Annotated in this window: 9 protein-coding genes; 2 read left to right on the forward strand and 7 right to left on the reverse strand. The window is 63.2% G+C overall.

Annotated features, from left to right (window positions below; genetic code table 11):
• The 5 genes from E8E91_RS22950 to E8E91_RS22970 all read right to left on the reverse strand — a co-directional run.
• A partial coding sequence (locus E8E91_RS22950) for an ATP-binding cassette domain-containing protein (RefSeq protein ID WP_280379078.1) occupies window positions 1–653 on the reverse strand: 653 nt, incomplete at its 3' end.
• A gap of 18 nt (window positions 654–671) precedes the next feature.
• The gene (locus E8E91_RS22955) at window positions 672–1784 is read right to left on the reverse strand and encodes a M14 family metallopeptidase (protein ID WP_280379080.1); all 1113 of its coding nucleotides are present in this window, start codon (window positions 1782–1784) and stop codon (window positions 672–674) included.
• Window positions 1785–1794: 10 nt separating this feature from the next.
• Entirely contained in the window at window positions 1795–2493 is a 699-nt protein-coding gene (locus tag E8E91_RS22960; protein ID WP_280379082.1) for an ABC transporter permease, read from the reverse strand.
• Between the two features lie 16 nt (window positions 2494–2509).
• A complete protein-coding gene (locus E8E91_RS22965; RefSeq protein WP_280379083.1) occupies window positions 2510–3199 on the reverse strand; it encodes an ABC transporter permease in 690 nt (229 codons plus the stop codon).
• A 78-nt stretch (window positions 3200–3277) separates the two neighbouring features.
• Window positions 3278–4054 (reverse strand): ABC transporter substrate-binding protein, encoded by a 777-nt coding sequence (locus tag E8E91_RS22970; RefSeq protein ID WP_280379085.1) that lies wholly within the window; start codon window positions 4052–4054, stop codon window positions 3278–3280.
• A gap of 724 nt (window positions 4055–4778) precedes the next feature.
• Between E8E91_RS22970 and E8E91_RS22975 the strand changes: the two genes are divergently transcribed.
• Both E8E91_RS22975 and E8E91_RS22980 read left to right on the forward strand, forming a co-directional pair.
• On the forward strand, window positions 4779–4997 hold the full coding sequence (locus tag E8E91_RS22975; protein ID WP_280379087.1) for a hypothetical protein: 219 nt from the start codon (window positions 4779–4781) through the stop codon (window positions 4995–4997).
• Window positions 4998–5216: 219 nt separating this feature from the next.
• Window positions 5217–11153 (forward strand): hypothetical protein, encoded by a 5937-nt coding sequence (locus E8E91_RS22980; protein ID WP_280379089.1) that lies wholly within the window; start codon window positions 5217–5219, stop codon window positions 11151–11153.
• Between the two features lie 170 nt (window positions 11154–11323).
• Here E8E91_RS22980 and E8E91_RS22985 read toward each other — a convergent pair whose 3' ends face one another.
• Together E8E91_RS22985 and E8E91_RS22990 are read right to left on the reverse strand one after the other, a co-directional pair.
• Window positions 11324–12040: a response regulator transcription factor gene (locus E8E91_RS22985; protein ID WP_280379090.1), complete on the reverse strand. Its 717-nt coding sequence runs from the start codon at window positions 12038–12040 to the stop codon at window positions 11324–11326.
• Between the two features lie 334 nt (window positions 12041–12374).
• A complete protein-coding gene (locus E8E91_RS22990; RefSeq protein ID WP_280379092.1) occupies window positions 12375–13205 on the reverse strand; it encodes an oxidoreductase in 831 nt (276 codons plus the stop codon).
• Window positions 13206–13575 lie beyond the last annotated feature (370 nt).

Consider the following 13575-nt stretch of genomic DNA (forward strand, 5'->3'; position numbering starts at 1 on the left):
TGGTTGGACACCTCGCGGGCGAAGCCCATCTCGTGGGTCACCACCACCATGGTGCGGCCTTCCACGGCCAGGTCCTGCATGACCTTGAGCACCTCTCCCACCAGTTCCGGGTCCAGCGCCGAGGTGGGTTCGTCGAACAGCATCACCTCCGGCTCCATGGCCAGGGCACGGGCGATGGCCACGCGCTGCTGCTCGCCACCAGACATGTGCGCCGGGTAGGCATCCTTGCGATGGGCCACGCCCACCTTGGCCAGGTAGTGCTCGGCCTTTTCGATGGCTTCCTTCTTCGGCACACCGAGCACATGCACCGGCGCTTCGATCACGTTCTCCAGGGCGCTCATGTGCGACCACAGGTTGAAGTGCTGGAACACCATCGCCAGGCGCGAACGCATGCGTTGCAATTGCTTCGGATCGGACGCCTTCAGGTCGCCGAACTTGTCGGCCCGCAGCTTGAGTTCCTCGTTGTTGAGCTTGATGGAACCGCTATGGGGCTGCTCCAGCATGTTGATGCAGCGCAGGAAGGTACTTTTGCCCGAGCCGCTGGAGCCGATGATGCTGATGACGTCACCGGCCTTGGCCGCCAGGGACACGCCCTTGAGCACTTCATGGTTGCCGTAGCGTTTGTGAAGGTTGTCGATTTCGAGTCTGTACATGGCGGTTGCCTCGTGAATTCAGTCGCTGAGCAGGCGACCGTGGCGAATGGGCGTACGGCCGGCGACCTTGGCCAGCCACAGGCCAGGCTGGGCGAAGCGCAGTCGCTCGCGGGCGTAGACGATGCCGTCGGTGGTGGCCAGGACCACGCTGCGGCGATCACTGATCGGATCGATGACTTCGAACAAGGGGTCCCCCACCTTCACTCGCGCGCCGAGCGGCTGCAGAAAGCTCACCACGCCGGGATGCGGCGCACAGGCGTACTGCGCGCCGGCAAATGGTGTGGCTTCGCAGTGGCTTTCCGGCGCCTCAGGCCAATCACCTGCGATCAGCCCCTGTTCGGCGAGGTAGGCGAGAATGGCCTGGGCACTGGTCTCGGCCAGTTCCCGCTCGGTATCGGCCATGCCGCGAAGCTCGATGGTGGTGGCCACGCAGGCGGAAGGAATATTCGCAGTCGGGAACCGCTCGGCCAGCTGCAGCCAGGGCGCCGCGCAGGCTTCATCGAAGGAATTGCCGCCATAGCTGTCAGCCAGCAGCGCGACACCGGCGTCCAGGTGCGCAGCCAGGCTGCGCAGGATTGGCCAGTGCTGGGGCAGCGCATAGAGCAGCATGATCGACTCGAAATCGCAGTGAAGGTCGAGCACCAGGTCGGCATCGCAAGCCTGCCGCAACAGCAGACGGCGCAGGCCGTCGAGGGGCGAAGTGGCTGCTGGCAAGGCATCGATGGCCGTGCGCATCTGGCTGCGAATCAACGTCACGTTGTCGCTCGCGTCACTGCCAAGACGGCCTTCGAGTTGGGATGCAACCATCTCGGCCAGTTCCGGGAATTCCCGATTGAAGTTCTGCCCACTGGCGAAATCGAAACGGCCCTGGTGAGTCGCCTGGATCATCTGCGCCAGGCCGATCGGATTGGCCACCGGGACCAGTTCGATCACGCCGGCCAGGCGGCCCTGCGCTTCAAGTTCGCCCAGCAGGCGCTTGAGTTCCACGGCCACTCGCATGCCGGGCAATTCATCGGCATGCAGGGATGCCTGGATGTAGGCCTTGCGTGGTCCGCTTCCAAAACGAAAGAGCGACAGGCTCCGCTCGGTACCCGGGGCACTCCAGGGCAGGCTGTATTGGATGTGTTCCATACGGAATTCCTTAGTGCTTTCTCGGTGCCAGGTATGCCAGCCAGCGGCGCTCGGCCAGCTTGAACAGACGCACCAGGATGAAGGTCAGGGCCAGGTAGAAAACGCCGGCAGTGATGAAGGCCTCGAACGGCAAGTAGAAGCGTGCGTTGACCGTGCGCGCCGCGCCGGTGATGTCGACCAGGGTGACGATCGACGCCAGGCTGGTGGTGTGCAGCATCATGATGACTTCATTGCTGTACTGCGGCAGGGCACGGCGCAGGGCCGACGGCAGCAGGATGCGGCGGTAGAGCCTGGCGCGGGACATGCCCATGGCCCTGGCTGCCTCGATCTCGCCATGGGCCGTTGTCTTCAGGCTGCCGGCGAGGATTTCCGCGGTGTAGGCGCTGGTGTTGATGGCAAACGCAAGGCAGGCGCAGAAGGTCGCGTTGGACAGGTAGGGCCACATCGCGCTCTCGCGCACGGATTCGAACTGGGCCAGGCCGTAGTAGATGAGGAACAGCTGCACCAGCATCGGGGTGCCGCGAATGACATAGGTGTAGAGCCACGCCGGAGCGTTCAGCCACGGCGAGCGGGAGACCCGCATCAGCCCCAGTGGAATGGCCAATGCCAGGCCGATTGCCAAGGAGGCCAGAAGGGTTGAAAGGGTTACCAGGACACCACTGAAGTAAAGCGGCAGGTTGGCCCAGATAAGGGCGAAGTCGAAGTTCATGGGTTCGCACCTGTACTCACAGAAGGGCGGCTCTTGTGCCGACCGAGAAGTGCCTTTCCAGGTAGCGCAGCGTCAGCAGGGACAGACTGGTCAGCACCAGGTAAAGCCCCGCCACGGTCAGGAAGAACGTAAAGGGCTCATGGGTCGCATCCGCTGCATTCTTGGCCTTGAACATCATGTCCTGCAGGCCGATCACCGAAATCAGTGCGGTGGACTTGGTCAGCACCAGCCAGTTGTTGGTGAAGCCGGGAATTGCCAGGCGGATCATCTGCGGCACCAGAATCCGGAAGAACGTCTTGGACGCGGCCATGCCGTAGGCCACGGCGGCTTCGCCCTGGCCCTTGGGGATCGCCATGAAGGCGCCGCGAAAGGTCTCGGAGAAGTAGGCGCCGAAAATGAATCCCAGGGTGCAGACACCGGCGACAAAGGGGTTGATGTCGACGTACTCGGGGTGACCGAGCAAGGGTGCCACCCGGTTCACCAGTTCCTGGCCGCCATAGAAGATCAGCAGGATCAGCACCAGATCAGGGAGGCCGCGAACCAGCGTGGCGTAGCTTTCTCCGAGCAACGCCAGCCACTTCAGCGGAGACAGTCGACACGCCGCCCCGATAAGTCCCAGCACAATCGCCAGGACCATGGACGTCAGGGCCAGGCTCAGGGTTAGCCAGGCGCCATCGAGAATGGTCGGACCGTAGCCGTGAAGCATGATCGGATTCCTCATGCGATGCGCCGGAAGATGCGCGGAAAGTCGAGAAAGAGCGCCTCTGTAGAAGAGGCGCCGACGTCACTCGCCGTAGATGTCGAACGCGAAGTACTTGGCTTGCACCTGCTGGTACGTGCCGTTGGCGCGGATGGCATCGATGGCGGCATTGAAGCGCGCGACGTTCGCGCTATCGCCTTTGCGAAACGCAATCCCGGCTCCCCTGCCGAAGTAGTTGGGGTCGCTGAAGTCCGGACCGACCAGGGCAAACCCCTTGCCCGTCGACGTTTTGATAAAGCCTTCGTCGATATTGATGATGTCGGCCAGGGTGGCGTCCAGGCGCCCGGCGGCAAGGTCGAGGAAGGCCTCGTTCTGCGAGGCGTAACGCACCACTTCAATGCCCGCCGATTCAAATCGATCAGTCGCGTATCGGTCGTAGGTCGAGGCGCGCTGCACCCCGACCTTCTTGCCTTTGAGGTCGACCAGCGGGTCGTTGATCACGGAGCCGGCCTTCATCGCCAGCTTGCCGGGGGTGTGGTAGTACTTTTTGCTGAAATCCACGGATTTCAGGCGGTCTTCGGTAATCGACATCGAAGACAGCACCGCATCGACCTTGCGTACCTTCAGTGACGGGATCAGCCCATCGAACTCCTGCTCGACCCATTCACACTTGATCTTCATTTCGGCGCACAGGGCATTGCCGATGTCGTAGTCGAAACCGCTGATGTTGCCTTCCGTGGTCTTGAAGCCGAAGGGCGGGTAGGCCGCTTCGATACCGATGCGCAGGGTGTCCTGGCCGGCGTGGGCCAGGGTGCTGAAGGCGGCAAGCGCCAGGGTGCCTAGAAGTACGATCTTGTTCATCTTGTTGACTCCTTGAGGGGCGTTTTGGGGATCGAAGCCTGGAAAATGCCCTGAGTGGCGCTTTTCGAGGGCAGCGTTGGCTCAAGCGAGGCGTCAGACGACGCAACGTTCTTCCGAACCTTGTGAGTAGGGGTGCCCGATCTGGAAAGGTTGGCCAGATCGATTGCCTGAGCTGCGTATATGAATGACACGATTTATGTCACTACGCAACTGCATGACACGATAAATGTCACTCCATTGATCCGGGATCCCACAGGACGTGCTTCGCGCCACCTGCAATACGAGTACGCGCCCGATCACTCCGCTCCTCTTCCAGAGCACACTTCGATTCGATAACCGAGGTCGGATCCTCTCGGCCAAAACACGAAGCCCCTGAAAATCGAAAGATCATCAGGGGCTTTTTCATGGGCGAACGCCGCGCCTCCTGGCCGAGCAGGGCCGCGCCAATCGCCGGCCCCCGCTCCCCAGCCCCAAAGGCCCCTTCCCCCAATGGCAAACCTATACATACAAATCGGAATGCCAATTGCCGCCAGCCGATCTACCGTTACCCATTGGTAGTCCCAGACAAGTGGCAAGGCGAGTTATGGCTTGGCAACAATGCCCCGTATGTCATGGCAGCCGCACCATTCAGAAGGACGGCCGCACCGTCGAGTGCCGCTACTGTCGAGGTCTGGGGCGGGTGTACGACGCCCCACCGAAGCCGTTTTCCGGTGGGCTGTTGTTCATGACGCTCCTGCAGGTAACGGCGTCCCTCGGGGCTGGCTATCTTGCGGCGACCTACACCAGGCACTGGGAACAGATGCACAGCCTGATCCTCGGTGTCATGGTGGCGATTGCGGTCTACTGGGTGCTGACGCTGAAGGTATTCCGCGAGCTGATCCTGCTGGGGTTGGCGCTGGCGATCCTGTACCAGCTGTACCAGGCGTGGCTCCTGCACTACTGACCCGTCTCTGATCGGGCACGTCCTGGCCGCGATCGCCCCCGTTTTCTCACCACCGCAACAGTTACCCCCCTCCTCCCCTCCCGAGTAGTCCGAAACTCCCAGGCCGCCTGGGAGTATCGGTCGATGCGCCCGCCCCCGGCGCGTCCGCATAGTGATGGTCAGTAGTGAACAAGGGTCAACGGTCAGGCCTTGATGACCAGATCTGCCGCGGAGAAAACCATGACTATTACGACGACGGGCAGCCTTACCATTCTTGATGAGACGGCGGGTCTGCAGAACTCCACCGCTACGCAAAGCGTTCTTGAAGACGCGAACGACACCGAAATTCTGTTGACGGCCCTGCCCTCGCTCTTCTCCAACCGTTTGACAGCGCTCCTGGCCGGCACCGCAACGAGTGCGGCCTTGAGTGGGTATACCGGTGCCGCCGGCAACACGGGCAGCAATGCGTTCACCATCAGCGCGGCGCCCGGCGCAAGCATTACCGATGTCAGCTTCGTCGACAGCTCTGGCGCAATGCTCAATGGACTGGACAGCGGGCTGGATACGCTCGATGGCACCAGCATCTTTCTCTATACCGATCTGAGCAATAACAACATCCTGTTGGGCCGAGCTGGTGGCGCAACCGGTGCGATCGTGTTCGCTGCCTATATCGAAGAAACCGGAACACCGGTCTCGGGCGGCAAGATCTGGACAGTTGAATACCAACCACTCAAGCACCCGGACACCACCAATCCCGACGATGCCCTCAATCTGGCGGACAAGGTTTTCATTGGAACCAGTGAGGACCTGGTGTTCAGCCTGGCCAATGCCCCCTCCGGTCAAAACCTGTTCCTGATGTTCACGACGGCGACCCCCACCGTTGTCGGTGGCAGGATCACAGACCCCACCATCATCGCCACCGGCAAGAACCCCGCCGACCAGTCAGCGGGCGCCAACATAACGACTGGCGACACGATCAATACCAGCCAGGCGGGTGGCCCGACCACCTTCGGCACCAACAATCAGATGATCACGGAACAGGAGGGCATCCGCTTTACGTTCGTCACCGGCGCCAGGCAGGACGTGACCATTCCCAACCTGGATCAGAACGAAGCCGATCTCGAATCCAACATCGACTTTACCGCCGTCTTCAATGCGCGGTCGGCCAGCTTCGACGTCGTGCAGTTGCAAAGCGGCAAGACTGCTCAGGTAAAAATCAGCGCATTCACCACGGCAGCCGAATCTGGTGTGAATTTCATCAACGGCTATACGAACGATACGTCGGTTGAAATCACCAATGTCCGGGTCATCAACATCAGCACCGGGCAGGTGATCGAGAACTCGAACGGCTCGGTGAATGATGCGGGCATTGTCATCACTTTTACGGCTGCCGGGGTTGCAACCATCACCGGCGTCAAGGCCGGCTACAAGATCGAATACACCACATCGGCGGACCACAACCGCGTGCTCGTCGAGAACGGCGCGGCCCTCAACGCCAAGGGCACTAACCACGCCGATTTCGATATCGGTGGCTTCAAGCTGACCCACGTCTCTACTGCAACCGCCGAAATCGGCTCCAAGCTGGTCTTCGAGGACGACGGGCCGTCAGCGAACGGCACCGCCGTGGCCGGCACCGTAGACGAGGACGGCCTGACCGGTGGGATCGCCGGAGGCATCGGCGACGTGGCCGGCGCGGCGACCGTGGCCAGCGGTACCGTCACCGGTATCTTCCAGCCCGGTGCCGATGCGCCGCTGAGCTATTCCCTGTCCAGCGACACCAGCGGCTTGACGGCGCTGACTTCGGGTGGCGTGGCAGTGACCTACAGCGTCGTCGGCAACACGCTCACCGCCTCGGCCGGCGCGGTGGACGTGTTCACCTTCAGCCTGACCGCAGCGGGCGCCTACAGCTTCACGCTGCTCAAGCCGCTGGATCACGCGGCCGGCAACGATGAAAACGACATCACCCTCAATCTCGGTTCTCTGCTGCGGGCCACCGATGCCGACGGCGACAAGGTGACCGCTGCTGCCGAGAAACTGGTCATTACCATTGACGACGATACGCCGACGGCGGCCGGCGCCGCTGCGAGCGGCACCGTCGACGAGGATGGCCTGACCGGCGGGATCGCCGGAGGCACCGGCGACGTGGCCGGCGCGGCGACCGTGGCCAGCGGCAGCGTGACCGGCATCTTCCAGTCCGGCGCCGATGCGCCGCTGAGCTATTCCCTGTCCGGCGACACCAGCGGCTTACCAGCATTGAGTTCCGGCGGCGTCGGGCTGACCTACAGCATCGTCGGCAACACGCTCACCGCCTCGGCTGGCGCAGTGGACGTGTTCACCTTCAGTCTCACGGCGGCGGGCGCCTACAGCTTCACGCTGCTCAAGCCACTGGATCATGCCGCCGGCAATGACGAGAACGACATCACGATCAACCTCGGTTCGCTGCTACGAGCCACCGACAAGGACGGTGACACGGTGGCGGCCTCGGCTGAGAAGTTGGTCATCACCGTTGACGACGACACCCCGACCGCGACCGGTGCCGCCGAAACCGGCACCGTGGACGAGGACGGCCTGACGGGCGGCATCGCCGGTGGCACCGGCGACGTGGCTGGTGCTGCGACCACCGCCAGCGGCAGCGTCACCGGCATCTTCCAGTCCGGCGCCGATGCGCCGCTGAGCTATGCCCTGGCGAGCGACACCAGCGGCTTGCCGGCGCTGACCTCGGGCGGGGTGGCGGTGACCTACAGCGTCGTCGGCAACCTGCTCACCGCCTCGGCTGGCGCGGTGGACGTGTTCACCTTCAGCCTGACCACAGCCGGCGCCTACAGCTTCACACTGCTCAAGCCGCTGGATCACGCGGCGGGCAACGATGAAAACGACATCACCCTCAACCTCGGCGCCCTGCTCCGGGCCACCGACAAGGACGGTGACACGGTGACGGCCGCCCCCGAGAAGCTGGTCATCACCGTTGACGACGACACCCCGACCGCGACCGGCGCCGCCGAAACCGGCACCGTGGACGAGGACGGCCTTACGGGCGGTATCGCCGGTGGCACCGGTGACGTGGCTGGTGCAGCGACCAACGCCAGCGGCAGCGTCACCGGTATCTTCCAGTCCGGTGCCGATGCGCCGTTGAGCTATGCCCTGTCCGGCGACACCAGCGGCTTGCCAGCATTGAGTTCCGGCGGCGTCGGGCTGACCTACAGCGTTGTCGGCAACACGCTAACCGCCTCGGCCGGCGCGGTCGATGTGTTCACCTTCAGCCTGACGGCGGCGGGCGCCTACAGCTTCACGCTGCTCAAGGCCCTGGATCATGCCGCCGGCAATGACGAGAACGACATCACGATCAACCTCGGCTCACTGCTGCGGGCCACCGACAAGGACGGCGACCCGGTGACGGCTGCTGCCGAGAAACTGGTCATCACCGTTGACGACGACACGCCGACCGCAACCGGCGCTGCTGCGAGCGGCACTGTCGACGAGGACGGCCTGACCGGAGGTATCGCCGGTGGCCTCGGTGACGTGGCCGGCGCGGCGACCGTGGCCAGCGGCAGCGTCACCGGCATCTTCCAATCCGGTGCCGATGCACCACTGAGCTACGCCCTGTCCAGCGACACCAGCGGCTTGCCGGCACTGACCTCAGGTGGCGTGGCGGTGACCTACAGCGTCGTCGGCAACCTGCTCACCGCCTCGGCTGGCGCGGTCGATGTGTTCACCTTCAGCCTCACCGCAGCCGGCGCCTACAGCTTCACACTGCTCAAGCCACTGGATCACGCAGCGGGCAATGACGAGAACGACATCACGCTCAACCTCGGTTCGCTGCTGCAAGCCACCGACAAGGACGGCGACACAGTGACGGCCGCCCCCGAGAAACTGGTCATCACCGTTGACGACGATACGCCGACTGCGACCGGTGCCGCCGCAAGCGGAACCGTCGACGAGGACGGCCTGACCGGCGGGATCGCCGGTGGCACCGGCGACGTGGCTGGTGCTGCGACCACCGCCAGCGGCAGCGTCACCGGCATCTTCCAGTCCGGTGCCGATGCGCCGTTGAGCTACGCCCTGTCCGGCGACACCAGCGGCTTGCCAGCGCTGACTTCGGGCGGCGTGGCGGTGACCTACAGCGTCGTCGGCAACCTGCTCACCGCCTCGGCCGGCGCGGTCGATGTGTTCACCTTCAGCCTCACCACAGCCGGCGCCTACAGCTTCACGCTGCTCAAGCCGCTGGATCACGCGGCGGGCAATGACGAGAACGACATCACCCTCAACCTGGGCTCCCTGCTGCAAGCCACCGACAAGGACGGCGACACAGTGACGGCCGCCCCCGAGAAGCTGGTCATCACCGTTGACGACGACACCCCGACCGCGACCGGTGCCGCCGCAAGCGGCACGGTCGACGAGGACGGCCTGGCTGGGGGTATCGCCGGTGGCACTGGTGATGTGGCGGGCACGGCGACCACCGCCAGCGGCAGCGTCACCGGTATCTTCCAGTCCGGTGCCGATGCGCCACTGAGCTACTCCCTGTCCAGCAATACCAGCGGCCTGCCGGCGCTGACTTCGGGCGGCGTGGGGCTGACCTACAACGTCGTCGGCAACATGCTCACCGCTTCGGCCGGCGCGACCAGCGTGTTCACCCTCAGCCTCACCGCGGCGGGGGTGTACAACTTCACGCTGCTCAAGGCCCTGGATCATGCCGCTGGCAATGACGAGAACGACATCACCCTCAACCTGGGCTCACTGCTGCAGGCCACTGACAAGGACGGCGACACCGTGACGGCCGCCCCCGAGAAGCTGGTCATCACCGTCGACGACGACACGCCGACTCTCGCATTCGGCAACCTGATCGGGACCGGTACCATCCTTCCCCAATACGGGAACTGGAGCATGGCGGCCGGCGCCGACGGGCTGGGTGCAGCGGGTCTGGATATCTCGTTGGCCAATGGTCAGTTCACCCTTGTCAGGCCAGACAACACGACCACCACCGGGACCGGCACGCTCACGGAGCAATCGCCCTCACCGGATGCCAATGGCGCGTACCACTTCGCAGGTAGCCTGACCGGCGATTTCGACAACAACGCGACAACGGCCAACACCACCATCGACTACACGTTGACTGCTTTCGCCAATGGCACCTATGCCCTGGATCTGGTGCAAGGCTTCAGTTCGACGATCGTCCTCAGCAGTGCCGACGGCTCACTCGATGCGGGTGGCCCCGACCCTGTCCGCACATTGTTGATTCCCAAGCAGGATCCGCCGACTGTTCCTTCGCCCTCCGAGGAGATCGTGTTCTTCGGCGTAAACGCGGGCACGACCGCAGCCCAGGTACTGAGCGCCATCGTGCAGGGAGCGCCCGACCTCACAGAAGCGCAGATCGAAGCTGGCGGCTTCTCGTTCCTCGGCACGGCGGATATGAACGTCAGCACATCCGGCATCGGCATCGGCAACAACAACCTGGATGGAAACGGGACGGCCGGCATCAACAGCGGCGACGAGAGTTTCGTCATCAACCCCGAGACCTTGCTGACGGCCGTGAAGGTGTTCATCGACAACACGCTGCAGGGGTACAACCCGGCAACCGAAGAGCTGTATTACAGGATCTTCTTCGAGGACGGCACGAGTTCGGCCCAGACGAAGGTTCTTGCCGCTGACCTGGCCTCCGAGGCCGGAAACCAGAAGTCCTTCCTCGTCCAATGGGATGGCGCGAAGATGATCGACGCTGTTCAGCTCACGATGGGCCTGGGCGTGATCAAGGTGCCGGTGATCCAGTTCATCAAGCAGGTCGAGAACATGGCCAACGATATCCAGTTGGCATTCAACGCAACGCTGACGGACAAGGACGGGGACACGGCGACAAGTTCGTTCGACGCCAATCTGTTTGCGAACGACCCGAACGACCAGCTCTTCGACTACAGGATGGCTGGCACGATTGGTGAGCAGGATGCCTTCAACATCGAACTGTCGGCCGCCGAGAACCTGTACCAGGTCAACGGCTTCGATGCGGGAGCGGGTCTGCGAGACAAGCTGGTGCTCATTGGCGATGCGGGCGCCGTTGTCCAATCGATCGACACCACCGGTGCAAACAGCATCGTGACAATCGACGAGTCAGGCGCACAAAACACGACCATCACCGTGGTCGGAGTCGACCTCCTGATCACCGACATTGTCTTCGGCAGCGCCTGAAACATCGCCTGTGTGCAAGGAAGCGGGGGTGGCATGAAAGCCACCCCCGTATTTTTTGGCAGATCCCCGCGGGAGCCCACCCGCCATCGTCTGAGGACCGCTAAAAGTGAACGACCTGACTCCCGCAAGGGAGCCAGGCCATTTTCATTGTGGAGGTCGGATCGGAAGGCTCAGTCCATTTCCACCCAGGTGGAATCCGGCGGCTCGCCACCGCTGGCGAGCCCGTGCTTCAGCGCGTACATCAGCAGGTCGACGCGATTGATGAGGTTCAGCTTGTGATAGATGTTGCTGAGGTGGTTATGCACCGTGTGCTCGCTGATGCCCAGGCGCGCGGCGATGCACATGTACTTGGCGGACGGGTCGCCGACGATGGCGCGAATCAGCTCCCTTTCGCGCAACGTCAGCTGCGAGTACCTCGCGCGTTCCGGGTCTGCATTCACGCGAACCTGCCCAGCTGCGGAATAGCTGGATAGTCCGCCGGCCCAGGCCCTGTCCAACCCGATGTCGCGGTGGTGGACCTTGATGATGGCGCGGATGATCGACTCCGTCGGGTCCTCCGCCAGCACGACGCCTCGGGCGCCGGCATCTATCGCACGAGCAACGGGAACGGCCTCGTACAGCCCCTTGAGCAGCAGTACCTTCATCTCGTCTCCGCGGGTGAGCAGCGAGATGACGTCCAGCGGGTCCAGGGCATCCGGGAAGAAGCTGAAGAAAATGACATTCGGGCGCAGCTGATCGGCACGATCCAGCGCATGGGCATAGGTACTGGCCTGGCCGCACACTTCCATCCGTGGTTTTCTGGCATTGATCAAGTCGTGGAGGCCCATCAGGACGAGGGGACGACAATCGATCAGCATCACGCGTATCGGTTGGGTGCGGGATTGCATTTACATTTTTCACCCCCTGACAGATGGACTCGTCGTGCGGGGTCGCGCGGACGGATTGCCCTTGTTGTATAGGGGGGAGACGGGGCAGTTTGCCAGCAGCTTCGGACGTCACGTTGAGTTGCCGGGATAAGCGGCCATCGGGCCTCCCACCCCGACAAACGGGCGATTTTTCGCCGTGAGTTGGCACGCTGACGCAGCCTCCAGATGACGCCTCAACTCATCCGCAGGGTGCGCCATGCGCGACGGCTTCCGGTGCCCCACTGGCGACATGAACGAAGCCCCTGAAGACCGAACGATCTCCTGGGGCTTCTTCATTTTTGCGGTTTGCCGGGTATCAGGCCTCGAGGTCAGTGGACAGGGACAGCTCTTTCCAGGCCGCCACTTCGCCTTCCACCAGACTGTGCTTGTCGGCGATTCGCTGCACCGCGTCGCTGCCCAGGGCGAGGCGCTGCGGCGGGTTGGCGGCGTTCACCAGGGTCAGGATGGCGCCGGCGAACTTGCTCGGATCACCCGGCTGGGCATGGTTGGCGCCTTCGGCGAAGCGGCGCATGGCACCCACGGTTTCATCGTAGTCCGACAGCTCCAGGGCGGTCTTCACCAGGGATTGCTCATCGAGGAAGTCGGTGCGGAAGAAGCCCGGCTCCACCACCGTGACCTTCACGCCCAGCGGCGCCAGTTCCTGGTGCAGCGCTTCGCTGATGCCTTCCACGGCGAATTTGGTGGAGCCGTAAACGCCCCAGCCGTAGTAGGACTGGTAGCCGCCCAGGGAGGAGATGTTGATGACGTGGCCGGAACGCTGGCGGCGCATGTGCGGCAACACGGCGCGGGTGACGTTGAGCAGGCCGAAGACGTTGGTGGCGTAGATGCGCTCCACTTCCTGCGCGCTGGTTTCCTCCACCGCACCGAGGATGCCGTAGCCGGCGTTGTTGAGCAGCACGTCGATGCGGCCGAAGCGCTTGATGCCCTCGGCCACCGCCTCATGGGCCTCGCTTTCGCGGGTCACGTCCAGGCGCACGGCCAGCAGGTTGGGATGGTCACCCAGGCGGGCAACGACGTCTTCCGGCTTGCGGGCGGTAGCGATGACCGCATCACCGGCCGCCAGGGCCTGTGCTGCGATGAGGGCGCCGAAACCACGGGAAGCTCCAGTAATGAACCAGGTACGCATAGCAACTCTCCTGTGTGGGAGCCCGCACCGCGCGGGCTTTCTGTTCGAGTTGCGTTCACTGTATGGCTGGCGGACTCCTGTGATAATCCCAAGAAAATCGCATGAGCTTGTGATCTTTATTCAGCAATCTTCCAGGACGAAACCGCCCCCGTAGAGTGCGCCATGCGCAGCGATTCGGCGTCAGATGAACGATGGTCGCGATCACAAACTCCGCTGGTGCGCGCGGCGCACCCTACCGAAGTATTTCGGAGCGAGGGCCGGCCCCGTAGGGTGCGCCATGCGCACCGATTCGGCGTCAGATGAACGCTGGTCGCGATCACAAACTCCGCTGGTGCGCGCGGCGCACCCTACCGAAGTATTTCGGAGCGAG

The sequence above is a fragment of the Pseudomonas sp. BN515 genome (genome assembly GCF_029873155.1).
In the GTDB taxonomy this organism is placed as follows: domain Bacteria; phylum Pseudomonadota; class Gammaproteobacteria; order Pseudomonadales; family Pseudomonadaceae; genus Metapseudomonas.

What these genes read in the sequence shown, in the direction of transcription:
- E8E91_RS22955 (WP_280379080.1), bottom strand. Translation starts at nt 1,784, where the DNA reads ATGGAACACATCCAATACAGCCTGCCCTGGAGTGCCCCGGGTACCGAG.
- E8E91_RS22960 (WP_280379082.1), bottom strand. Translation starts at nt 2,493, where the DNA reads ATGAACTTCGACTTCGCCCTTATCTGGGCCAACCTGCCGCTTTACTTC.
- E8E91_RS22965 (WP_280379083.1), bottom strand. Translation starts at nt 3,199, where the DNA reads ATGCTTCACGGCTACGGTCCGACCATTCTCGATGGCGCCTGGCTAACC.
- E8E91_RS22970 (WP_280379085.1), bottom strand. Translation starts at nt 4,054, where the DNA reads ATGAACAAGATCGTACTTCTAGGCACCCTGGCGCTTGCCGCCTTCAGC.
- E8E91_RS22975 (WP_280379087.1), top strand. Translation starts at nt 4,779, where the DNA reads ATGACGCTCCTGCAGGTAACGGCGTCCCTCGGGGCTGGCTATCTTGCG.
- E8E91_RS22980 (WP_280379089.1), top strand. Translation starts at nt 5,217, where the DNA reads ATGACTATTACGACGACGGGCAGCCTTACCATTCTTGATGAGACGGCG.
- E8E91_RS22985 (WP_280379090.1), bottom strand. Translation starts at nt 12,040, where the DNA reads ATGCAATCCCGCACCCAACCGATACGCGTGATGCTGATCGATTGTCGT.
- E8E91_RS22990 (WP_280379092.1), bottom strand. Translation starts at nt 13,205, where the DNA reads ATGCGTACCTGGTTCATTACTGGAGCTTCCCGTGGTTTCGGCGCCCTC.